24 protein-coding genes and 2 pseudogenes are annotated in these 22,871 nt (G+C 57.3%); 17 read left to right on the top strand and 9 right to left on the bottom strand.

Annotation, left to right across the window (positions count from 1 at the left end):
* Nucleotide 1: 1 nt before the first annotated feature.
* Nucleotides 2–757, top strand: a complete 756-nt coding sequence (locus FH041_RS06990; protein ID WP_140174307.1) for a C40 family peptidase — start codon at nucleotides 2–4, stop codon at nucleotides 755–757.
* A 119-nt stretch (nucleotides 758–876) separates the two neighbouring features.
* Here FH041_RS06990 and FH041_RS06985 read toward each other — a convergent pair whose 3' ends face one another.
* The gene (locus tag FH041_RS06985) at nucleotides 877–1,104 is read right to left on the bottom strand and encodes a hypothetical protein (RefSeq protein WP_140174306.1); all 228 of its coding nucleotides are present in this window, start codon (nucleotides 1,102–1,104) and stop codon (nucleotides 877–879) included.
* 586 nt (nucleotides 1,105–1,690) lie between these two features.
* On the opposite strand from FH041_RS06985, the gene FH041_RS06980 reads away from it, so the two are divergent.
* Genes FH041_RS06980 through FH041_RS06940 form a run of 9 tightly spaced genes read left to right on the top strand, consistent with a single transcriptional unit; the run spans nucleotide 1,691 to nucleotide 12,506 of the window.
* A complete protein-coding gene (locus FH041_RS06980) occupies nucleotides 1,691–2,113 on the top strand; it encodes a hypothetical protein (RefSeq protein ID WP_140174305.1) in 423 nt (140 codons plus the stop codon).
* 41 nt (nucleotides 2,114–2,154) lie between these two features.
* Nucleotides 2,155–2,751, top strand: a complete 597-nt coding sequence (locus FH041_RS06975; RefSeq protein ID WP_140174304.1) for a tail assembly protein — start codon at nucleotides 2,155–2,157, stop codon at nucleotides 2,749–2,751.
* Between the two features lie 56 nt (nucleotides 2,752–2,807).
* Complete coding sequence (locus tag FH041_RS23195; RefSeq protein ID WP_140174303.1) at nucleotides 2,808–9,899, top strand: phage tail protein; 7,092 nt, start codon at nucleotides 2,808–2,810, stop codon at nucleotides 9,897–9,899.
* A gap of 3 nt (nucleotides 9,900–9,902) precedes the next feature.
* A complete protein-coding gene (locus tag FH041_RS06965) occupies nucleotides 9,903–10,205 on the top strand; it encodes a hypothetical protein (protein WP_140174302.1) in 303 nt (100 codons plus the stop codon).
* Between the two features lie 8 nt (nucleotides 10,206–10,213).
* Nucleotides 10,214–11,065 (top strand): hypothetical protein, encoded by an 852-nt coding sequence (locus tag FH041_RS06960; protein ID WP_140174301.1) that lies wholly within the window; start codon nucleotides 10,214–10,216, stop codon nucleotides 11,063–11,065.
* Nucleotides 11,066–11,082: 17 nt separating this feature from the next.
* Nucleotides 11,083–11,304, top strand: a complete 222-nt coding sequence (locus tag FH041_RS06955; RefSeq protein ID WP_140174300.1) for a hypothetical protein — start codon at nucleotides 11,083–11,085, stop codon at nucleotides 11,302–11,304.
* Between the two features lie 58 nt (nucleotides 11,305–11,362).
* Nucleotides 11,363–11,851, top strand: a complete 489-nt coding sequence (locus FH041_RS06950) for a glycoside hydrolase family protein (RefSeq protein WP_140174299.1) — start codon at nucleotides 11,363–11,365, stop codon at nucleotides 11,849–11,851.
* Entirely contained in the window at nucleotides 11,848–12,225 is a 378-nt protein-coding gene (locus FH041_RS06945; protein ID WP_306674838.1) for a hypothetical protein, read from the top strand. Before FH041_RS06950 ends, FH041_RS06945 begins: the two co-directional genes overlap by 4 nt.
* The gene (locus tag FH041_RS06940; RefSeq protein ID WP_140174298.1) at nucleotides 12,222–12,506 is read left to right on the top strand and encodes a hypothetical protein; all 285 of its coding nucleotides are present in this window, start codon (nucleotides 12,222–12,224) and stop codon (nucleotides 12,504–12,506) included. Before FH041_RS06945 ends, FH041_RS06940 begins: the two co-directional genes overlap by 4 nt.
* Nucleotides 12,507–12,694: 188 nt before the next feature.
* Here the strand turns inward: FH041_RS06940 and FH041_RS06935 are convergent, their stop codons facing one another.
* Complete coding sequence (locus FH041_RS06935) at nucleotides 12,695–13,072, bottom strand: response regulator (RefSeq protein ID WP_140174297.1); 378 nt, start codon at nucleotides 13,070–13,072, stop codon at nucleotides 12,695–12,697.
* Between the two features lie 290 nt (nucleotides 13,073–13,362).
* Here FH041_RS06935 and FH041_RS23105 point away from each other — a divergent pair, with 290 nt between their 5' ends.
* On the top strand, nucleotides 13,363–13,518 hold the full coding sequence (locus FH041_RS23105) for a DUF2514 family protein (RefSeq protein ID WP_306674837.1): 156 nt from the start codon (nucleotides 13,363–13,365) through the stop codon (nucleotides 13,516–13,518).
* Here the strand turns inward: FH041_RS23105 and FH041_RS06925 are convergent.
* The gene (locus tag FH041_RS06925) at nucleotides 13,505–13,957 is read right to left on the bottom strand and encodes a response regulator (protein WP_140174296.1); all 453 of its coding nucleotides are present in this window, start codon (nucleotides 13,955–13,957) and stop codon (nucleotides 13,505–13,507) included. The genes FH041_RS23105 and FH041_RS06925 overlap by 14 nt on opposite strands.
* A 180-nt stretch (nucleotides 13,958–14,137) precedes the next feature.
* Between FH041_RS06925 and FH041_RS06920 the strand changes: the two genes are divergently transcribed.
* Entirely contained in the window at nucleotides 14,138–14,362 is a 225-nt protein-coding gene (locus tag FH041_RS06920; RefSeq protein ID WP_140174295.1) for a hypothetical protein, read from the top strand.
* 67 nt (nucleotides 14,363–14,429) lie between these two features.
* Nucleotides 14,430–14,810, top strand: coding sequence for a LexA family transcriptional regulator (locus tag FH041_RS06915; protein ID WP_140174294.1), 381 nt, complete (start codon nucleotides 14,430–14,432; stop codon nucleotides 14,808–14,810).
* 186 nt (nucleotides 14,811–14,996) lie between these two features.
* Here FH041_RS06915 and FH041_RS06910 read toward each other — a convergent pair whose 3' ends face one another.
* The 4 genes and pseudogenes from FH041_RS06910 to FH041_RS06895 form a co-directional block, all read right to left on the bottom strand.
* Nucleotides 14,997–15,347 (bottom strand): hypothetical protein, encoded by a 351-nt coding sequence (locus FH041_RS06910; protein WP_140174293.1) that lies wholly within the window; start codon nucleotides 15,345–15,347, stop codon nucleotides 14,997–14,999.
* Between the two features lie 416 nt (nucleotides 15,348–15,763).
* Nucleotides 15,764–16,753: a DUF4062 domain-containing protein gene (locus FH041_RS06905; RefSeq protein ID WP_373682130.1), complete on the bottom strand. Its 990-nt coding sequence runs from the start codon at nucleotides 16,751–16,753 to the stop codon at nucleotides 15,764–15,766.
* 537 nt (nucleotides 16,754–17,290) lie between these two features.
* Nucleotides 17,291–17,605, bottom strand: a pseudogene (locus FH041_RS23100) (integrase).
* Nucleotides 17,606–17,648: 43 nt separating this feature from the next.
* A pseudogene (locus FH041_RS06895) lies at nucleotides 17,649–18,001 on the bottom strand (SAM-dependent methyltransferase); the annotation flags it as partial.
* A gap of 273 nt (nucleotides 18,002–18,274) precedes the next feature.
* Between FH041_RS06895 and FH041_RS06890 the strand changes: the two are divergent.
* Nucleotides 18,275–18,745, top strand: coding sequence for a lysozyme inhibitor LprI family protein (locus FH041_RS06890; RefSeq protein WP_158526960.1), 471 nt, complete (start codon nucleotides 18,275–18,277; stop codon nucleotides 18,743–18,745).
* Nucleotides 18,746–19,123: 378 nt separating this feature from the next.
* Here the strand turns inward: FH041_RS06890 and FH041_RS22950 are convergent, their stop codons facing one another.
* Nucleotides 19,124–19,405: a hypothetical protein gene (locus FH041_RS22950; protein ID WP_088523790.1), complete on the bottom strand. Its 282-nt coding sequence runs from the start codon at nucleotides 19,403–19,405 to the stop codon at nucleotides 19,124–19,126.
* 831 nt (nucleotides 19,406–20,236) lie between these two features.
* Complete coding sequence (locus FH041_RS06880) at nucleotides 20,237–20,656, bottom strand: hypothetical protein (RefSeq protein ID WP_125922693.1); 420 nt, start codon at nucleotides 20,654–20,656, stop codon at nucleotides 20,237–20,239.
* 483 nt (nucleotides 20,657–21,139) lie between these two features.
* Between FH041_RS06880 and FH041_RS22695 the strand changes: the two genes are divergently transcribed.
* From FH041_RS22695 to FH041_RS06870, 3 genes are all read left to right on the top strand, one after another.
* Complete coding sequence (locus FH041_RS22695) at nucleotides 21,140–21,307, top strand: hypothetical protein (protein WP_168199523.1); 168 nt, start codon at nucleotides 21,140–21,142, stop codon at nucleotides 21,305–21,307.
* 788 nt (nucleotides 21,308–22,095) lie between these two features.
* Complete coding sequence (locus FH041_RS06875) at nucleotides 22,096–22,401, top strand: NIPSNAP family protein (RefSeq protein WP_088523788.1); 306 nt, start codon at nucleotides 22,096–22,098, stop codon at nucleotides 22,399–22,401.
* Between the two features lie 166 nt (nucleotides 22,402–22,567).
* Nucleotides 22,568–22,858: a hypothetical protein gene (locus FH041_RS06870; RefSeq protein WP_225806690.1), complete on the top strand. Its 291-nt coding sequence runs from the start codon at nucleotides 22,568–22,570 to the stop codon at nucleotides 22,856–22,858.
* The last annotated feature ends 13 nt before the right edge of the window (nucleotides 22,859–22,871 follow it).

Here is a 22,871-nt window from a genome sequence, read left to right as displayed (position 1 = left end):
CATGCGCAAACACATACTCGCCGCCTTGCAGGCGCACGCAGCGGCTGAATACCCGCGCGAGTGTTGCGGGCTGCTGTTGCAGGTTGGCCACAGGCAGGTCTATCACCCATGCACCAACGCATCTAACGATCCGACTGAGGAGTTCCGGATTGCACCAGAGCAGTACGCTGAGGCGGAGGACATGGGCGACGTGATTGGAATCGTTCACTCACACCCCGACGCGACCAGCAGGCCGTCGCCGCGCGACCTGGCAATGTGCGAGGCCACTGGCCTGCCCTGGTACATCTTGTCGTGGCCGGAGGGTGACCTGCGCACGATCACGCCCACCGGAAGAACGCCGCTGCTGGGGCGCCCGTTTGTGCACGGCGCATGGGACTGCTGGCAGACCTGCGCCGATTGGTACGAGCGTGAATGGGGGCTGGAGTTTCCCGCCTACGCCCGGGAAGAGGGCTGGTGGGAGAATGCTGACGGCCCCAGTCTGTACGAGCAGGCCTATGAGGCTGCTGGCTTCTACCAGGTGAGCCAGCCACAACGCGGTGACTTGGTCGTCATGGCCGTGGGGCGCACTGCCCATCCAAACCATGCGGGCATCTACCTGGGCGCTAATGCCCAACTGCCAGGCGAGGTGGGCCAGGTCTTCGGGCCGGGCCCATTCATGCTGCACCACCTGCTAGGGCGGCCATCGGAAATCATCGTGTTCGGCGGCCCATGGCTCGACCGGGCGCGCCTTGTGTTGCGTCATCGGGACGCCAAATGAAGCGGCATAGCCGTAGGAGTAGATAATGGAAGCGAAAACCGTAGCTTCTTATGTGCCTGCCGGAAAGGGTGCAGGCCTTGAAGGTAAAAAGGCCGAGCCGAAGCCCAGCCCTGTCCCAATTACTTGTGCTGATTGAAAACCAAGTTGATGCGGTCAACGTCTGGCGCAGTAGCTCCACCTTGGCCCATTTGCTGGGCAACTGCCAATGCGAATTGGCGTGCTGATTCAATACCTTCAGCGCCCTGTGATTCGCGAAGCTGTTGAAGCAGGCCCGCGATGATGCAACTGATAGTCTTGATATCGTCGCCGTGGGAGTTGATTGCATCGATAACTCGTTGCTCGGTCATGGAGTATCCTTACTAATTTGCCCCAGTCCATGGGCTTTCCTGCAGCGAACCGGGGCGGGTCGTTGGGAGGCACAACGCTACTACGGCATGGAGAGACGCGATACTGGCATTGTGTACACGCTGTATAAGTGGTCAGCGCTAATTAAAGGGAATCGTGTCCGATGATCCGGAATAAAACTTCTCTGGCGCAGATGAGCGCACACTCGGAGAAGCTCAGAGCTTCTGAGCATTGAGAGGTGCGTATGTCCAGAGACAGATATGGCGTAGACAGTGAAAGGCCGATCAGCGACACAGGCGGCCAGGGAACGTCGCCAGAGCGTTCTGATAAGCCTTCAAACCAATCTCGCCCAGAGGACCGTGACGACTATTTCGACAAACCTCCCTTTCGGAAAGAACAGGGGCAACGGACGCCGGATCCATCGAGGACATCCCCTGCGGAGCGCTATAGCTACCACAAGCGACCATTGGAATAATTGCTAGCTCTTACAGAGCATGATGAGAGCCCAGCCCCGCGCTGGGCTTTTTGCATCTGCACAGGCCCAGGCTGCGCTGTGGTAGATTCCCTCGATCATCAAGGAGGGTTTACATGCGGATTTTAATCGGAGCACTGGGGCTGGCTTTTCTGGCGGGATGTACAACATCGGTCATTTCAGTACAGCAAGCTCAGCCAGTGCCTAGGGATGAGATCTATGCTTACCAGGTGAGATCCGCATCGAGCGATGGTGCGCTCACCGTTGTACGAGATTCAGGCATGCTCGGCTCCGGTTGCGACATCGTTGTATACATCGATGGGAAAAAGTCGGCGAAGGTTGGGCCCTCTCAAAAAGCCACTTTCTACTTGCCGGCGGGACAGCCGAACTTGGGAATAGGACTGGCTGGATCAGGCCTCTGCGCAGGTATGGCCATCCGCTCCATCACCGGCAGCGTTGAGTCGGGCAAGGAGACTATCTACCGGATCAGCGGAGACATGAGTGGTGTCTACATAGGTCCCTACCTCCAATACAACTGACAAACCGCCTTCGGGCGGTTTTTAATGCCTGGAGAAATTCGATGGCAACTGCACTCAACACTGGTTTGATGACGATAAAGCTGTCCGGTCCGCTTGTTCGACGGTTCGGTCGGGTACATCGGCGCGTGATTGACACCGGTACTGTAAAGGAGGTGTTTTCAGCGCTTCGGGCAACCCTCCCAGGGTTCGAGAGGGAGATTAGGAGGCTTGATTCCCTGGGCATGCGCTTCGCGATCTTTCGTAATGGGAAAAATATTGGGCCTGCAGAGTTCGAACGGTCAGGTACCCAGGAGATTCGTATAGTGCCGGTGGTCGGCGGCAGCAAGCGCGGAGGGGTGCTGCAGACGATTGTAGGAATCGTCATGATCGTGGCTGGCGCGTTTTTAAGTGCAACGCCATTTGGCGCCCCGCTGATCGGGGCAGGCATAGGACTAGTCGCTGGCGGCGTAATTCAAATGCTCAGCCCCCAGGCCAAGGGCCTATCCCAAAGCGCCGCGCCAGAAAACCTACCGTCGTACGCCTTCGGCAGCGCCAAGAACACCACGGCCAGCGGCAACCCCGTCCCGATCTGCATCGGCGAACGACGCTGGGGTGGGGCAATCATCTCTGCCTCGATCGAGGCGCAGGACAAGGCATAGCGCCAAAAGAATGCACAGACCGCCAGTTGGCGGTTTTTTTTCGCCCGGAGGAAAGCATGGGCCCAGTAGATCACCTGGAAATTGTCGGCGCCAAAGGCGGCGAGAGCCAGCCAAAGCAGGCAGTGGAGTCGCCGGACAGCTTGCGCTCGACGAACATCGCCAAGATTCTGCTGGCAGTGGGCGAAGGCGAATTCGATGGGGTACCCACCGACCGGGACATCTACCTCGACAACACCCCGATCGCTGATGCCAGCGGCAATGTGAACTTCCCAGGTGTGAAGTGGGAGTGGCGCCCGGGCTCCGTTGAGCAGAGTTACATCCAGGGCATCCCGTCGGTGGAGAACGAAACCTCCGTCAACGTTGAGCTGCGCAGTGACAACCCGTTCACTCGCGCCCTGAGCAACACCCAGCTCTCGGCTGTTCGCGTGCGCATGTCCTGGCCGCGCCTGGCCAAGCAGGAGAGCAATGGGGACACCAGGGGCTATCGCATCGAGTACGCGATCGATATCGCTACAGACGGTGGCGCTTATGTCGAGGCTCATCTTGGCGCCGTTGATGGCAAGTCCACTAACGGCTACCAGCGCTCGGTGCGCGTGAATCTGCCCAAGGCAACTTCCGGGTGGATGCTGCGTGTGCGCCGACTCACGCCGAACGCGAACAGCGGTACCGTGGCCGATACCATGACCGTGGCGGGCTACACCGAGATCATCGACCAGAAGATCCGGTACCCGAATACGGCCTTGCTGTACATCGAGTTCGATGCCCAGCAGTTCCAGAACATCCCGGCGGTGACGGTGAAGTGCAAGGCCAAGCGCTGGCCGGTACCGAGCACTTACGATCCGATCACCCGCACCTACAGCGGTGTTTGGGACGGTACGTTCAAGCTGGCCTGGACCAACAACCCTGCTTTCGTGACCTATGGCCTGTGCGTGGAAGACCGCTTCGGCCTGGGCAAGCGCATCAAGCCGTGGATGGTCGACAAGTGGGAGATGTACCGCATCGCCCAGTACTGCGACCAGCTTGTGCCGGACGGTGTGGGCGGTCAGGAGCCGCGCTTCCTCTGCGACATGAACCTGCAGGGCCGTGCCGAGGCATGGACGCTGCTGCGCGACCTATCGGCGATCTATCGGGGCATGGTGTATTGGGCCCACGGTTCGCTGTTCATGCAGGCGGACATGCCGCGCGCGCAGGACATCGACTACGTCTTCACCAGGTCGAACGTGATCGATGGTGAGTTCGTTTATGGCGGGGCCGAGCGCAGCACGCACTACAGCCGCTCCCTGGTCAGCTACGACAATCCGGCCAACAACTACGACACCGACGTTATTCCGGTGACAGATAACGCACTGCAGCGCCGGTACCGGGACCGCCCAATCGAGCTTTCCGCGATCGGCTGCACCCGGGCATCCGAGGCTCAGCGCCGCGGTAAATGGGCGCTGCTGAGCAATAGCCAGGATCGCACCGTTACGTTCAAGACCGGCATGGAGGGCCGTATCCCGCTGCCTGGGTTCGTCATTCCCGTGGCGGACGAGTTGGTAGCAGGCCGTCCAAACGGCGGTCGCATTTCCTCGGCTGCTGGCCGCGTCGTGACGCTGGACCGTAACACCCCGATCAAGGCCGGCGACCGGCTGATCGTGAATCTGCCCAACGGTACCGCCCAGGCGCGGACCGTGCACTCCGTCGCGGGACGGGCTGTGACCGTCACCACCGAGTACAGCCTGCAACCCGAACCAGAATTGCAGTGGGCGATTGACTACGACGACCTGGCCGTACAGCTGTTCCGGGTGCTCAAGACCACCCGCACCCAGGAGGGCAACTACGAAATCACTGCGCTCGAGTTCAACCCGAGCAAGTTCGCTGCGATCGACACCGGTGCGAAGCTGGATGAGCGTCCGATCAGCGTCATCCCGGTGACCACCGTGGCGCCTCCGGCCAGCGTATCGCTGTCGTCCGGCCACATGATCGACCAGGGCATCGCGGTCAGCACCATGACCATTGCCTGGCCGGCAGTGGCGGGCGCCGTTGCCTACGATGTCGAGTGGCGCAAGGACAATGGCAACTGGGTCCGCTTGCAGCGCACTGGTGCCGCGTCTGTGGACGTGGTCGGCATCTACGCTGGCGCATACCTGGCCCGCGTCCGTTCGGTCAGTGCATTCGATATCACCTCGATCTGGAAAAGCTCGGATCTGACCCAGCTGAACGGCAAGGAAGGGTTGCCGCCGGCCGTTACGTTCCTGACCACCGAGAGCTTGCTGTTCGGTATCGGGATCAAGTGGGGACTGCCTGCCGGCGCCGAAGACACCGAGCGTACCGAACTGTGGTACAGCGAAGGCACCGACCTCGGCGCGGCAACCAAGCTTGCTGACTTGGCCTATCCGCAGAGTGAGCATGTCATGCAGGGCCTGCGCGCGGGCCAGCGCTTCTTCTTCTGGGCACGCCTGGTGGACCGGTCCGGTAATGTTGGGCCGTTCTTCCCGGTGGCGCCGACCGTGGTTACCGGCATCGCCAGTGCCGATGCTGGCCCGATCCTCGAGCAGATCAAGGACCAGATCACCGAGAGCGAGCTGGGCAAGGAGCTCACTGGCCGCATTGATCTGATCGACAAGAACGGACCTGGCTCGGTGAACGAGCGGGTAGGGGCGGCGAAGACCGAGTTGGCCAAGCAGGTCGGCGAGGTGAACAACGCCCTCAACACCGTAAAGGGCAACCTCGAGCAGCAAATCACGGCTGTGAGCGCGGACGTTTCCGCCTCCAAGACCGAGCTGCAGCAGCAGATCGCCAATATCTCGGCCCTGGCCGGCTCCCTGCCGTATCGCAAGGACAAGGCCTACAGCGTCGGCCAAAGCGCCCTGGGCAGTGATGGCAAGCTATACCAGGCCCTGAAAGCGGTACCGTTGAACACGCCACCGCCGAACGCCACCTACTGGACTGATGTTGGCCAGGCGGCGGTGACTGCCAGCGGCATGGCCGCGCGGGTTTCGAAGGTCGAAACCGATGTGTCGACGCTGGACGGCAAGGTGACTGCGCAGGCATCGCAGATCAGTGGGCTGCAATCGAGCCTGACCACCACCAATGGGAACGTCTCGGCTGCCCAGCAGGCTGCTCAGGATGCGGCCACGCTCGCGGGCGGGAAGGGCAAGGTCATTGTTCAATCGGCAGCGCCTGCTGTCGCTGATCGTTTGGCGCAGAACCTGTGGATCGACACCACCGGCAATGCCAACACCCCGAAACGCTGGAGCGGTTCTGCTTGGGTAGCGGTAACGGACAAGGTGGCCACCGATGCAGCAGCAGCTGCCCAGTCGGCGCTCAGCCAGGTAGCGTTGAAGGCCGACGCGAGCGTTGTGAGTAACTTGAGCACCCGTGTCAGCGATGCCGAGGGCAAGCTCACATCGCAAGCCACCCGCATGGACGGCATGCAGACCAGCATCGACGGCAAGGCCAGCTCGCAGGCGCTGCAGCAGGTCACCAGCCGCGTGACGGCGACCGAAGACAAGGACAAGGCCCAAGATCAGCTCATCAGCTCACAAAGCCAGGCGCTTATCTCGCTGACTGACAACGTGAGCAAGAAGGCCGACGCCTCAACGGTCCAGGCCCTGAGCAACGAGGTGAAGACCCAGGGTCAAAGCTTAACGGCGCAGGGGCAGGCGCTTACGAGGATTGATACCAACCTTGGCAGGCTTGGGGCTAGTGGCGTCAACTTGGTGCCGGCTGACTTCTCGGTTTTTACCAAGGATCTGCCTGCAGGTATCTATTCAAACGGCGGGGTCGCTCTCAGTACTGTAACCGACGCATCATGCTTCAAAGGCTACGCACTGAAGGCTGACAACAGCAACGAGAATTCGCATACGTTCGGGCTCGCTACCGCGTTCACGGCCGCTGCGTGCAACATGGGGTTCAAACGCGGCAAGTATTTGGTGTCTTTCAGGGCTCGTGCTCAGACTGCAGACCATGTAGTTGGTTGTTATGCCCGCGTCTTGCTCGCCGACGGTGTCAGTTTCAAGACATCCAGCGCTCCATTATTCACGTTGACCACAGCCTGGGCCCGGTACTCTGCGCTCATCGACCTGACCGCTGCAGATTACGATGGCACGCAGATGCAATTGGCTATCCAAACCAACCGGTCAGGGGTTCCTAACCGTACCACCTACTTCGATCAGTTCATGTTCGAAGCGGTGGTCAATGATCAGGCTGAGCCGTCCATCTTCAATTTGGGAGACAGCTTCGAACAGGCGGCCACAAATGCTGCAGCAACTACCGCATTGTCGGCCAGGGTGGAAAAGACTGAACAAGGGCAGACAAGCACAAGCCAGCAGGTAACTCAGCTGGAGAATACGGTCAGGTCTCTTGATTCGAAGGTTGGAGGCAAAGCTGATGCTGCTGCGCTGCAGGTGCTTGCAAACACTGTGGATCAGCATGGTAAGAGCATCACTGCTAATAGCCAATCGCTGACTAAGGTCAATGCCAGCCTCAGCGGCCTGGGGGCCAGCGGGGTCAACTTGGTTCCAGCCGAGTACTGCGCCTTCACCAAAGACTTGCCAGCGAACATGTACTCAAATGGCGGTGTTGCGATGAGCACCGTACCTGACGCTGCCGCTTTTAAAGGGTATGCGTTGAGGGCGAACAACAGCAATCCTGATTCGCACACCTTTGGATTGAGCACTGGCTTTAATGCTGCCTCATGCAACATGGGCTTCAAGCCTGGAAAGTACCTGGTGTCGTTTTACGCTCGTTCCGAAGTGGCTGGGCACATTGTTGGGATCTACGCGCGCGTGCTCCTTGCCGATGGCTCGTCATTCAAGACCTCGAACGCGCCCACTTTCGCGCTGACCACGGCGTGGGTCAGGTATGTGGGCGTCATTGACCTGACGGACCCGGCCTACACGGGTGCGCAAATGCAGCTCGCGGTCCAGAGCAACCGCTCAGGGGTTGCCAACCGGGTCACCTACTATGATCGCTTCATGCTCGAGGCCGTTGTAAACGACCAGACCGAACCATCCAACTTCAGCATGGGCAATAGCTTTGATCAGGCAGCTGTTCTCGCTGAAGCAACCACAGCGCTCTCGGGGAGAGTTGTAAAGAACGAGGAGGGACTGACCTCAGCTAGCGCGCAGCTTACACAGCTGAAGAACTCTATCGGTGGTAGTGGCGTAAACCTTCTGCCAGCCGAGTATTCGACCTTTCAGAAGACATTGCCAGTGTTGGACGGCAGCAGCTTCGTAGCAAGCGTTGAGAACGATTCGGCTTCATTCAGCGGCGGTACATTGAAGTTCGCGTGGGCAACTGACTCCACCGGACTGTCTGCTTTCCTGTCGCCGAAGTGGAACATCGGCAACATGGGTATGAAGCCCCAGAAATACATCATCTCTTATCGCGCCCGCGCTAGCGCCGATGGGCATGTAGTTGCGTTGTATTTGCGAGGGATCAACCCGGATGGCAGCGTTGTCAACAGCCCGGCGGCAACCCAGCAGCCACTGACCACTTCGTGGAGCCGTTATTCCTACGTGGCAGATCTAACAGGAGGCGGCTTCACAGGCGACAAAATGCTGCTGGTAGTCCAGATGAACCGATCAGGCTTTGCCGGTCGTTCGGTATGGTTCGATCAGATAATGGTTGAGCAGGTGTTGGGCGAAGGTACTGCGCCAAGCACTTTCACCCCTGGTAACACAGCCGATCAATCTAGCGCCTCAGCATCAGCGATTGAGTCGCTAAATTCCGCTGTGAGTCAGCAAGGCAAAGACCTGACATCTGTCACAAGTCGCACAACGCTGCTTGAGGGGTCAGTCAACAGCCCTAGCAGCGGACTGAATACAAAAGCGAGCACCAGCGCGCTGCAAACACTGACAGGTCGGGTATCAGCTGCTGAGGGGGGACTCACCGCAGCTAGCTCTAGCATCACACGGATTGGAAGCCAGATTGACGCTATTGGCGGAGCAGGAAGCAATTTGATCCCTGCCGAGTTCACCACCTTCGGCTCAGCCGCGCCGAGCATCTACAAACTGGCAGCCATGCAGGTGACGACTGAAGCGGACTCAGCGGCCTACTCAGGATATCTGCTGAAAGCGATCGTATCGGGAAGTGCTGCTACCGGTTTCATGTATCTGGCGTCGGCCATCGCAGACTACAACCTGCGACTTAAGCCCGGCGCGACCTACACGTTCTCAGTGTGGGCCAAAGGTAGCGCGGCCCATGTTGTAGGTGTGCGTTTGCGCTTCGTCAACAGCTCAGGTTCAGTGACCGAGGCTGTGGTAGGGACCATTGCCGTTACAACCACGCTGGCGAGGCAAAGCGTGGTGATCACGGCGCCAACCAACTTGGTGTCAACTTGCTGTCTGGTGCTGTTCACCCAGAACACTGCGGCAGTAGGAACTACCTGGTTCGATGGGTTCATGCTAGAGGCCCAGGTTGGAGCATCAGCCGAGCCAAGTGCATTTGTTCCTGGACCATCAAACCGCCAGATCGCTGCCCAGGCCATAGCAGTAGATGCCCTGGACACAAAGGTGACACAGCAGGGAGCAAAGATTGAATCCGAGGCCAAACGCACCGATGGTTTGTATGTCTCTGTCGGAGATGCCAATGCCGCAATTCAGAACGAGGCCTCAACCCGGGCCGGCGCTGATGTGGCCATGGGCAAGCGAGTCGATGGCGTCCAGAGCAGCTTAGGCAGCACCAATGCCGCCGTACAGCAAATCAGCACGGCGCAGGCCAACCTGGATGGGAAGGTCAACGCTACCTGGTCGGTCAAGCTGGGGCTTACCTCGGGAGGAAGCTACTACGCCGCCGGCTTCGGTCTGGGCCTTGAGAACCAAGGCGGGACGTTCCAATCCAGCTTTGTCGTGCTGGCAAACCGGTTCTCGGTGCTCAACCCCGTAGGGGAGGGGCTCGTCAACATCTTCACGGCGGAAAACGGTCAGGTCGTCATGAACGACGCCCTGATTTCAAAGCTCACCGTGCAGCGGGCAATTGTCGGTAGCTCGATCAACTCGTCTGAACTGGCCAACGATGGAACACCGATCATGCGAATGGACTTCGCCTCGGGCACGTTGATCCTGCTCAACAAGGCCGCAACGGCCTACACCGTTTACAACAGGAGGGGTATCGACATGGTCATCAACGGTGTCCGTCGTATCCGCATGGGCGAGTGGGATTGAATCATGCCCAGTGGACTGGAGATATACGGCTCTGACGGTCGACTGCTCGTCAACATGACGATGTCGATCAGTCAGCACCAAGGGGATATTGTCACCAATGCAACGAGCGGGGCGATAACCCTGCCCGGTATTCCAGCGGGTAAGCGGCGGTTCTATATCGTCGTACCGCTGGTTGATACCCAGCAATGGAAGGGCAAGAAACCGGGCGTGACAATCTCGGGCAATACGCTGTCCTGGCAATACCAGCACTCAACTTGGTTTGGCCAGTTCAGCGCCAATTGCAGAATCTACTACGGATATTATTAGGAGGTGAAATGCCTGTCGGATTCCAGGCTTTCAAAGAAGACGGCACGCTCCTTTTTGATATCGACCGGATATCTTATGGCTTGCTGAAAAGTGGATATCTGAACTTGGTAGATAGGTGGGGGCGTTACACTTTGCGGTCTCTCAATCTACCGCCAAATGAAGAAAGTAGTTATTCATACTCGCGGCTGATTGATCCCATATGCGGGATCACTGTCACCGGTGCTGTCTCGCCGATCGTTTTCCTTGTCGGCGATGGCAAACCATGTGGTGAAGCGATCAGCGGTAATACCCGAACGCTGTACTTCAAAGGCTGTGGCCCGAACACTAAAGCCTATATCTTCGACCTGATGCGCGACGTCGGCGAGAGGACTGGCATGGAGTGTTACGACGCTGCTGGCCGTCTCAGTTTTACAACCGGAATGCCGCCGCTAAACATCATTGCGGCTGTAGATCCTCCACCAATCAACGCTCCGGCTTATCCCGGTTCAGACATGCGATTAACTCCCTATTCGGGTGGGAGTAACGAAGCATCAGGTAGAGAATGGGCAAACACTGACTACCCGCAGCCTAAAGGAGCTGTATTTGTACCAGTAGCGTCTGGTGAGCTTGCAGCCTATCTGACGTTCTCTAGGATCTGCATGTTAGGCGAAGGGTACACATTAGGAGAAGGCGCAAGCGTGAGCGCTAATGAAGGTTGTGGCGGTGCCTCTGGTGGCGTCAGATTCTTCTTCAGCCCTGCCGCTGCAACAATCTCTCAACACAGCGGTGCACGAGACGCAACTTGGACCGATATTCCGACTGACCGCCAACCTCAAGCGCTCGTTATTCGAGCGAGCGACTACCCATTTCCATTTAGATAACCAAAGAGGAAACACCCATGCCCTATGTAGCTATCAACCTGGCCAATGACTATGACTCGGCCAACAAAACCCGCTATGCCACTCAGGAAGAAGCCGACGCCCGCGCTCGCGAGATTCTGAACCAGTTCCCGACCGCGCAGGTTTGCGTGGCCCAGGTGATGAAGGATTACAGCGCCAAGGTCTCGATCACTGCGAAGGAGCCTGCAGCAGCGCCCGAACCGGAAGCCCCGGCCGCTTAACTGGCCTCGTTCAAATCCAGCCCGCCAAGCGCGGGCTTTTTTTCGCCTGGAGAAAAACATGGCCAGACTCACCGAATCTCAGGCCGGAGGTGCAAACGTGCTCCGGTTCCTGGACCTGATCGCCTTCTCGGAAGGCACATCTCCCATAAAGGCCAGTGACGACGGCTACAACGTTCTGTACGGCGGCGGCCTGTTCCAAGGCTATGCCGACCACCCTCGGCGCAAGCTGACGTTTCCCATCAACGGCAAGAACGTTACCAGCACGGCTGCCGGGCGGTACCAGTTGCTGGAGCGCTACTGGGACGCCTACAGGGTCAGCCTGCGCCTGTCAGGCGGGTTTACGCCGGAGAATCAAGACCGGGTAGCGCTCCAACAGATCCGCGAGCGCCGTGCACTGGACGACATCAAGGCCGGGCGCATTCAACCAGCGATCGCCAAGTGCTCGAACATTTGGGCCTCGCTGCCAGGAAACAATTATGGGCAGAACCCGCACCGCCTGGACAAGCTGCTAAGCAAGTGGGGTGAGATGGGCGGGTTGCTGGAATGAACGCCGCGCTCGCTGCACTCAACGCAATACCGCTCTGGCTGTTGCTGGCCCTGGCCGCCGCCGGCGTTATCTGGTGGCAGCACGGCCAGATCCAAGACGCCCGCGCCGACGTTGCAGCAATGGCTGAGAAGGCCGGCAATTGCCAAGCGGCCAGAGACAACCTGGTCGCCCTAGCCAATGAGCAGGGTAAGGCACTGGGTGACCTGCAGCTGGCCGCCCAGCAGCGCCAGGCCGCCGCCGAGAAGGCGGTAGCCGAAGCCCGCGCCAGTGCCGAGCCGGACTACCAAGCAGCCAACCGCATCCAGCAGGAGCGCACCGGTGGCGATCAGTGCACGGCTGCCGCCTCGATCATCGACAAGGAGCTCGGCCTATGACCATTGCAAGCCAATCCCTGCAAGGGGTGGTGGTGCTTGCAGGCTTTCTCCTGCTTGCGGGCTGTGCAGGACAGGCAGAGCCGGAGATTAGCACCTTGCGCGTCGAGGTGCCCGTGCAGGTTCCTTGCCGCACGCCTGACGTTCCCGTGCCGCCCTGGGTCGCCGACAGTCTACGCAAGACCGATAGCCTTGAGGTGAAGGTGCGCGCCCTGCTGGCGGAGCGCAGACAGCGCGTCGGCTACGAGAAGGAACTGGCGGCGGCCGCTGGCGCATGCCGATAACGACGGAGCATATTGCTCTCCGACCAGCCCGCAGGGCTGATGCAGAAGCGCGAGCCCTGGTGAGAGCTCAATTAGCATGCGAGTTGTGAGAGCCCCTTATACATAGATTGGTCACGATACAGTGAGAGAGCGCTGCAGGGAGTCTATAAAGTCCTCAAGTACGCCCGGATTCCATCCTCTGCGTACGATCATTTTGCTAGGTAAACCTCAACGAGCGCGTAGAGGTCGTCTAGGGACCAGGGCTTTGCCAAAAAGCTGACATTTGGCGGTAGCGGCAGGCCCAGGGCATTGTGGTACCCGCTCATCACAATTACTTCTATCTCTGGCTGATGCTTACGTGCTGCGCTTGCCAACTCGATCCCGTTGGTTCTGCCTGGCGTTTGAACATCGGTGATCAGCAGTGCCCAGGGCTGACGATACAATTCGAGGAAACCCTCATCGGCCGTGGCGACGCTTGTGATAGCCACAGGGAAATCTTCAAGCATGTTTGCTAGCATTTCTCGAATTGCGGGCTCGTCCTCCACCACCAACACGGCCTGGATTAAGGGGGAATTATTGCTATTCATATGTCGCTCACACTGAGCGCACGCCCAGAAAATCCAAGAAGAAGGCGCAGCCTAGACTGAAGGATACGCGCGGTGAGCTGTCGACCCCCTTATCTTCCGGCAATTCAACTATCGTTCTTAAGCTGCGCTCGGTGGTAGCCGATGCCTGCCAGGGACGCCAAGGGCTGCCTTCCATCGAGCACTGCTGACCAGCGGCTGCGCAACGAAGGCATCGTCCTCGCCGCCGCCGTCAGTTACCCCGGCACGGATACCGCCGCTGTCGCCGAAGCCAGGCAGCCACCCGCGCCGCCATGGCGCACTCCGACCTACTCGCACGGTCTGTCGAAATGAATCGAGCGTTGGCGAAAGCTTATAACCAATCCCGAATAGCAGGCGATCAGTGCCGACGAGAGTATGATGGTCTGACGCAGGCTGATCGCCGTGAAGGGACCCTCAGCGCACGCTAATCCGGGTAGAGCCTGGCGGCGGTTCGTTGAGAAATGCCCAGAACAAACCCAATTCGGACACAGCCGCCACGAAGCCTTTGAAGCCGACCGGCTTCACGACGAACGAATTTGCTCCTAGCTCATAAGCGCGAGTGAGATCGGATCCCATCTTTGAGCTAGTCAGCATTGCTACAGGGATCGTGCGGAGGTGCTCCGTCGATCGTATTGTTTCCAGAACTTCAAGCCCATCCATCTTGGGCAGCTTAAGATCCAGCAACACCACGGCTGGATTCGCCTCGTCCCTATCTGCGAATCTCTCTCGGCGAAGCAGATAATCAAGCGCTTCGACTCCATCTCGGGTTATTACAACCTCATTCGCTAATTGACTGCGCTCCAGAGCGATCATAATGAGTTCAAGTTCGCGCTTATCATCTTCGACGAGCAATATAGGTTTAAGCATAACGGCCTCGGGTATTCATCCGTGCATGCTACCAGTCATCCGTCTTGGAATTGCATATTTATGATGCTCTAGACTCTGATCGAATGTCGGTAAGCCTGGCTGCGGCGCCTGTGCGAAGCCGACTCGCGGCTTGGGCTGCGGGGCTGTTTATAATCCCCTGACCAATTAAGGATATCCCCGATGGACAAGGATGAATTTGCCGCTGTCGTTAAGGCAGGCGAACCACTGATCGAGCAGTCGATGGAAGCTCTCAAGCGGTACTGGGAGGCCAGGGACCATGGCGCCCCGCCCGAGGAGGTAGAGCGCCTGCGACTCCATTCCGAGGCCTTGGCCCAAGCGGTTTCCGACTACCAGCTTCGCACCGTCTCCAAGCTGATGGGTAACAAACTGCCCCCGCTGCACTAGCGCATCCCGCTTGTCGGCAGTTGCCTGCCCCATTGCAGGCCACTACCATACTGTTCATTTATACAGTATGGAGGCCCCGCCAATGAACACCGCCCTTGACTTCGAAATCGACGACATGCCCCAGCTCAGCCTGGACGATCTGATGCAGGTACGTGCGCCCTGGACCTACCTGGTCAAGATCGAGGGCGAGAGCATGCAGGGTATCGGGATGTGCTCCGGCGACCTGCTGGTCGTTGATCGAAGCGTTGAGGCCAAGCACGGCGACATCGTGATCGCGGCGGTGAACGGCGAACCGGTCTGCAAGCGCATGTGCCATGAGCACGGTGTGCTGGTCCTTCGGTCGGAGAACCCAAAGTACCCGTCGCGGTACATCATGGAGGGCGATACGTTCGAGGTGTGGGGTGTTGTCCGGTTCAGCGTCCGGGATCACGACCGGGTAACAGGGTAGGGGTGGGATTCGGCAGAACGCCGGAGGAGGATGGCCACGCTGTCTAATACTGCCGTGAGGCACCGCGCTTTTACTAGGCGAAACCCGCTAAAAATAGGGATAGGGTATTAGACAGCCATGGCTTGGGCGCCGCAGATTGCGCGGCTTTAGGCGTGGATCTTCCGCTACTGCTGCATTACTGGATGCTCAGTAGCAGCCGTAGCTATTGCAGGTCGAGTGATAGGCGTTTCCGCGGGAGTCCACACCACTGTTGATAACGGTGTTGCCTATCCGCTGACTGGTTCCGTTCCAGGAATTCCCATTGGCAGAAGCACCATTATGGAAGGTGGTATTTCCGATGGTGGTGCTGTGCTGGTTCCATGACGAGCCAGTGCCAGCATTGAACCCTTGCACATTGGTGGTGTTGCCGAATCGCTGAACGTTATAACTGTTCCCGCTGTTATCGGTACATGTCTGAAACGAGCCGCTACCGAAGCAGCCTGCGAATGCAGCAGGAGAGAGGGCGATCAATCCGAGTACCGCAGCAAGCCTTTTCATGGTGACAGCTCCAAGTCAGTGATGGCGCGCAAGCATAGTGCTTTCGATATCACGATGCCATGCCCTCAAATGACTAGCGGATGGATGGCAATTGGGCTGAAAATCGATTCCAAAACCGAAACGACGACCTTTGCAGTATGCGGCCTGTAGCCGTGCCGTTTCGTCTTTGTTCTGGAATCGATTTCGCAGCTGACACCTTAAGGATTGGGCGTTTGTAGCACGGTCTTGAAAACCGTTGAGCTAAACCGACGCTTTTGCCCAGGATCTGCTGGACAACTTGAGGTCGGCTTCCCGCGAAAGGCCGCTTTCGACCCATTGCAGCCCGTCGCATTCGCGATGGCTCCCCCCAAGCTGCGAGTTGACGGTAGTAGACTTGAGCTTTTATATTGATCCACTCAGCAAAATATGGTTTCGAGTTATAAGAGGTTTTCCTTTGTCAACCGCGGCCTGCGAATCGCACGCAACCTGGTCATAACGGTGTCACCATAAGGTGTCAGGGTCCAATAGGTCGCGGTGTCTTTCACACTTCTGTTCTTGCTGCTCTGAGTGATAAGGCCGACGGCCCGCAACTGCACCTTGATGGTTTGGTAATCATCAGGAGAGACTTTGAAGCTTATTAGGTTTAAGCTCTCTAGATCTTTATCGTCCTTATATTCTTCAGTCGCGAGTTCCTTGATCATTGAGGTGAGGGCTTGAACCAGCGTTGAGTCCTTGGCCTCATCGATCATGTGTGGCGAAAGAGCGAAGAATATTTCGTCCCATTCGACAGAAAGAGCAGCCTCATACCCAATGCCGTCATGATCCCACTTCGTCGGCGATGCAACAAAGGTGTAAGCGATATCGAACTTGTCTGCGCCCTGTGCTAACTCCGCCGCACCCTCTGGCGGAGTAACTCGTGCGGACTGGATTTCATACTCCAATTCTTCGATTCGCCGGCGCAGAGTAAGCATTTCCTCTAGGGCGCCCTCATTCGGAACTTGATCGCCGCGAACCCAGCCGATTGCCGGGTGACTCTTGATGAGCTTTATAAGACTGCGACTGACCTGGCTGCCCAGGTCTGATGGACTGACCCAGAATCGGCACATTTTCCTCTGCGCCAATTCACGGAAGGCCATTAGCTTTTCTCTGCCAGCTTCCGTCTGCTCGCATTTGTCTGCGACAAGCGAGCCGGGCTCACGATGAACGAAGCCAATTACCGGCTTACCAATTTCCGTTGCATAGCGATATTCCATCTCTGTGTAGCTCAAGCCGTTTGGCCCCACAGAGCCGTATCGTCCTGCCAGTACGACGATGTAGTAATCACAGTCGTCGATGACTTTTTTGATGAGGCTCCACTGGTCCTCGTTGGCCGCTGGAAATAGCTCCATTCCCGAGGGTATGCAATCTAGCTCAAGCAGTGCCTGCATGACTTCTTGCCGTTCTTCTTGCAAGTCGAGAAAGGTCGAGCTTACGAAAACCTGGTACCTCTTATCCACATGCAATCCCTCTCTTCGTGCGACTTTTAGTCTTAACCGTACTACCTAGATGCGTCATGCGAGCTAATCTAGCGCGTGTCTATCACGTCTGTCTCCCCTTAAGCCACGCTACAGGCACCGTTTCGGATTTTCTGCGCGAATATACGGGCTCAAGCCTCCTCACCATTCATGGAAGGGAGAACTAGGTCAGAGTATTGATGCTAATGGGCAGCTGTGGGTCGATAGCAGCCGTTGAATCAGGCGGAGCATGCGCCGGGAACGACCTATGTTATACCGGATCGGCATCATGGTCGGATGAAAGCCATCGGACCAATTCGCGAACCAACTCATGCGTATGGGTGGGGGAGTGAGAGGAGTTTGGCCCAGCAAAATCTACACATCCCCACCTGCTAAACCCCATGGCATAGCGCATGGTGATGTTTGCTGTGGAGATCAAGTGCTTGTCCTGCGGGGGTTCCAGAGGTGTATTTAGGCCCTCTCGTCAGTTCTGGGCCAATTTTGGGCCATTTCGACTCGGGGCGGCAGCTTCTCCAGCTCCCTCCAGTCCAAGGAGGAGCTGATCCATTTCGCGTAGGTAGAGAGCTACATCTCGACGCTGTAGCCGAGCTGGCTCGCGATGAACGCGGGGTTCATCCCAGACATCAGGCACATGGTTGCGTAGGTGTGGCGGGTGTCGTACTGACGGCGTTCACGGATGTTCAGCGCCTTCAGCGCCGATTTGAAGTGGCGGATTGTAACACTTGGCTCGTTGATCCACAGCCCACCTTCGCTAGGTTGGAACACGAAGGGACTGGTTGGTGCTGACCAGCACTTGGGCTTCGTTTCACTTGAAGATCAGGATTCCCTCAGGTTCCAGTACACGGAAACGCTCGGCAAAGCCTTGGGGGATATCCTCCCGCCATTCACTGGTGAGCACTCTGTACATTGCCCGCATCCAGCGAGCCACGTCGGCCCGGGTCAGATGCGGCGGATCGAACACGACCCAGCGCAAAGCGGCGTCCCCAAGGGCAGACTCCGAAAGTCCATCAGCACATCTGGCTCAACCTTCAGTATCCGGCTGTCGCATCGCTGGTGTTCGTCGTCGCGGATGTCGCCGAACAGGGCGCGCTGGTCTTCCTTGTCGAACCACATCATGCGGCGGGCACTGCATGTGTCGAGCACTTCAACCGCTGCGCTCATCGCGGCCCCCTGCAAATCAGGTAGGCCATGTACATCAGGGCTAGGGTCATAGAAGGTGTCCTCCGGCATACCGCAGGGCGTCACGATCTTGTCGAAGCTAATCGCGCGCTTTGATCAGGCCTTGATTGCGGTTGAAATGTTGCGGTGCTCCAACTCGAGGGTAATGGCAACGCATATAATGCGTCAGGATCACCTCGCCCGGCTTCTGGCCGAGCCAAACCCGCCTGGAACGGCATCACGCCGGCCGGGCTATGACTCAGGGAAATGAGACCAATGAAGACCGTTACCAAGGCCGGTATCGCTGGCGCGGTGCTGGCAGTAGTAGGCGCAGCCCACGCCGAGCTGCACGGGGAAGAAGCAGAGATTGCAGCACGGGATGCAGCGGTGCGTCAGTACGCGGCGAAGCTTGAGGCCGATTGGCAGCAGTGCTTGAGAAAGCCGGAGACCAAAACCACCCATGATTCAGCTCATTGCGCATATGAAATGCGGGAGGCGGCCAAGGACGCGGTGGAAGAGAAGTACCAGAAGGCCCTGGCCACCGCAAAGGGGTATGTCGATGAAGGCTCGCTCCCGAAAAATGTACCGGCCATGATGCCCCAGGCGCAGGCAGCGTGGGAGAAGTTCGTAGAGGCAGATTGCGACGTGGTAGGTGCTCTCGTCACTGGGACCGCGAGTTCTACCTATCAGATAGTGTGCGAGTACAAGCACCAGATACAACGTCTCCACGACTTGGACGAATGGTGATTTTGATGGTGTTTGATAGGCGCAGGTCGTCGTAGTCGGGGCAGTCGCTCGATTTCGAAGCTTCGATGATTTCTCCCAAAGATCTCATGGCTTGACTCCAGCGGCCAGGGCCTCAGCCTCCAGTGGGGTGTACGCCACGCCATCCAACGCGCTGCCTCGTGGTATTTGGCGGGGTTCTGCCACTGGCCCACGTCCTTGACGATCTGCCTCAGCAGCCAGCCTTCTGCTTCGATCCGGTCGGTCATGTCTAGCCCCAGTAGCCAAGGCCTTCGTCAATAGCATCATGCGGATGCCAGGCGCCGAACGTCTTATGCAGAGAGTCGGCCATCTTCCAACTAGCCCACCCTATGACAGCCTTCAAGAAATCTCGAATTTTCCTCACAACTCATACCTCTCATCAATCCAGCGCCCAGGCGCCAGAGCAGGTGGAGGTTCGGGTTGGGTTTCGTGCTGGGAGAGCTGGCGCTGATTGCTGGCCTGCGGCTGGCTGTCGGAAATGCAGCTGATGCCGCCGTAGAATACGTAGCAGGTAACGCCGCGCTCCTCGTCGTGCACACAATTGCCGCCCCTGTCGATGTTCCCGAATGCCTCGACATGAAAGGTTTGCCCGGCGCTTGCGCCTGTGGCCAACAGCAGGAGGCAGGAGGCGAGGCGGGTCATTCGCTCACTTCATCAACGGGCACCACCGTGCCGCCGTTTGTGCGCTGGGCCTACGGATTTCTTGGCCGCCATATCTCGGCACTGATGCGTAAATACACCATTAAAAATGCGTCAGGCATATATACTAGCCGGACAAGTAATTAAGATAATTCAAATTTCAAGAGAGATAGCCACGTGCGCAAAACATACCTAAGCCTGATCGTAGGCGTTGCTGCCACACTTCTGATTCACGGCGCCCTAAAGAGGAAAGAGGAAAATTACGGGGGATCTTGCGATTCAATTGATGATGGAAGGTACGTGCCTGAGGTAACTGGCAAGGCAGCGGCATCATTGTTTGAGGTTAGGCGACGCCTATACGCAGCTGCAATCGCGGTGTTTATTTCATTCGCTTGGAGTATCGCGTGGTGGTTTGAGGGAGACGCTGCGCAATTTTCACGGTCGGGATCTGTTGTAACTGTATTTGCCCTTCTTGGCGAATCGCTTTTGGGCGAGGGTGTGAGCAGACTCAACAGGCAGATGCGAAGATCGCATGGCAGTTACTACACATTGTGGCGCGCTGTTTGCGCCATCGCGGCAGTCTTGGGAACGCTGGTCTGGGGTTACGGTGATCTGTTACATGCCAACCTGATGCCGGAGCCTGTGCCTCAGCCTCAAATTTGCATGCAAACCAATTGAAGCAGAGGCTTCTCTAAGCTGGCTGTTCGCTGGGCACGAGGGGGAACCGAGCCGCTAGTATTGTTTCATGTGGGGCGGGTCAGGCTTTATCGACATAGCGCAGCAGTGAATAGGGAGAAAGGGGTTATAGCGGAGCGTAGTACATTTGTACTCCTATTAGACTTTCAGCGTATTACCTGCCTTCGCCAGCTCGGCTGTTACACGCTGACGCCAATCCGCGCCGTGCCTAAAGGAGTGCCCGAGAGGCCAGTGAATCACGACGGCCCGCTTGACTTCGGCATTGGGTGCGATCGTGAGCCCCATGATACGTTGAGCCTTGGCGATGTGGTGGCAAGTAAGGTTCGGGCGTCCGAGGATTTCGCGAAGGTCGCTGCTGAGCGCTGGAATGATTGTGGTGTTCCAGTCAGCTAGCTTGGTGTGCAGTTCCAAATTCTCGGCCCGAATACATCTATCCTGGATGTCAGCGTCATCGTGGATCGTCAATGCCAGCTGCAGCTCTGCGATTTCCAGCAGCTGATTGATGTCGGCGCTATCGACATAGGTCCAGCCCAACAATCGGCAGCCCAGCCTGCTCAAGGTTACCTATACCTAAAGGTGAGGTGTTTCCTAGCATGACTAGATCACAAAGTGTTGCGTACTTGGCTGAGCTGAAAAGACCACCGTTGCAGTCGATGATCTTTAGTGATGGTGAGGTCTATCGGTGATCTGCCTGGAAAAATGATACTGATAGTTTCCCCAGTTGCGTTTATACTTACGGTGTTACAATTAGGTCAGATATCTTGGGTCGAATTTGGTCGAAGACTTCGATCGGTGAAGCACTTTTGAGTACGCAGAAGCTTACGTAAAAGGAATGTGCCTGCAGCGAAGTAAAGAGGATATGGAGGCTAGTTATAATTAAACCCACATGGAGGCGTTTTCACCTCCTTCAAAGAATTCGGTTGGACATGAAAGCGTTCATGTTTTGAGTACGGCAGGTGGTGGCTACTGGCTCAGCGCCATGCTTTGCGGCGATTGGCGATTTTTGATGTAATGCCCGACCATCTCACAGGAAGGAACCTTATGAAGCACACCATGATTGGCGCAATTCTCGTCGCCGTTACTGCGCTGTTGCTGAGCGGCTGCTTTGGCTCAACAGAAGAGCAAAAAGCAAAGGCGCAGCAGGAATCCAGCGACAGGCTATGGGACATCCCACCTCCGAAGTCACCAGATAAGGGTTTCAAGCCCTGATGGGGAATTTCTAATGCCGCCTATCTCTAGGCGGCGTTTTTCGTTTGGGTGCTGGCGGGCAGCGCCGCAGGGTTAGGCGGCAGCGCGAACTACGAAGCTCAGGATGGCAGTGGCGTCGTCGTTGAAACACTCGGCCAGGTTTTGATACGTCCGATACTTCGAGTTTTTCCAGCTTGCTCCAGTCGGAGCTTGGGTTGAGCCAACGGCATAGGTCGATATCAGCATGTAAACGCTGTGACCCAGCTGTTGGGCTATGAATGCGGGACTTAGAACAGAGGCAGTCGGCGTATGGCCTGGCGAACTGGATAGCACGCAAAGCCTGATCGTTCAGCAGCACACAAGTCCCTTTCTGTCTTCGTTCCTTCCTCTATCTTGCTTAGGGCGACTCTCCTTATGACTTGCTGCATCCTCTTCTGCAGATTGATCACATCCCATCGGCTGGCATGACGTCTATCGGTACATTAGCTACGTCTTTAATCTTACTGCGCTGCGAGAGGGCGAGAGTCGCAAAGAATGCGCCATCTGACTGAAGTGCAGCGCACACGCCGACCTCGTGGGAAGTCATTGCGTGTTGCTCGCTCCAGTTGATCCTCCTTGAGCATCCAAGCCCAACTCCATGGGCTTTCCGGCAACGGACCGGGGCGGGTCGTTGGGAGACAACGCTACGACGGCATGAGGCCGTACGGTTACGGGTGATGCGTCCAGGGGGATAGGTGGTCATCCTTGGAAGTCTGTGCAGGATTGCCTTAGAGTTTGCGCTTTACTCAAGCCTTCAAAGGAATGACTCCATGGTCACCTGCCATGTTCGTTATGTGATTGATCCCTACCAGCTTCCCGCTTTTGAGGCGTATTCCCGTCACTGGATCGCTCTGGTCGAGCGCATGGGAGGCCAGCACCATGGCTATTTCCTGCCTTCTGAGGGGGCGAGCAATGTCGCCTATTGCCTGTTCAGCTTCGAGAGCCTTGCTGCCTATGAGCAGTATCGACAGCAGGCGGCAGGCGATTCGGCATGTATGGAATTGGTCAAGGAGGCCAGCGACAGGAAATTCATTCTGAGTTACGAGCGAAGCTTCTTGCGCCCAGTGTTCAAGTAGTAAGCAGATTTCCTTGTATCAGCCCAGCTCTGTTCTGGGCTTTTCGCATCTGGGCAGGGCCACGCCGCCTTGTGGTGGATTCCCGGCATCATCAAGGAGGGATCAAATTCGAATCTTGATCGGGGCAATGGGTTTGGCTTTGCTAGCGGGATGCATGGCTCCAACCATGAATGAAGCTCGTCAGGCTGGTCCCTATAAAGTTCTGAGATCGACCAAAACTGACGCCGCGCTGGCGAAGTGTGTCCAATACGAATGGCAAAATCAGCCGATTTTTGGTGGAACACCTGGCGCCACTCTTCAAGCAGGCCGCGATGTCGGCTATACCGTCTTCACGCAAGTATCAGAGTATTTCGTAGACATCCAGCCAGCACCGAGTGGGTCTGAAGCAAAGTACTACGTGGTGCTGGGGAACTGGATCGCAAAAAAGCGCCTGTCAGCATTGCAAGGCTGTCTGTAGCGGTTCCGTCGAG

The organism is Pseudomonas sp. SWI7, from assembly GCF_006351945.1.
GTDB classification, from domain to species: domain Bacteria; phylum Pseudomonadota; class Gammaproteobacteria; order Pseudomonadales; family Pseudomonadaceae; genus Aquipseudomonas; species Aquipseudomonas fulva.
This window is presented reverse-complemented; position numbering and strand designations above follow the sequence as displayed.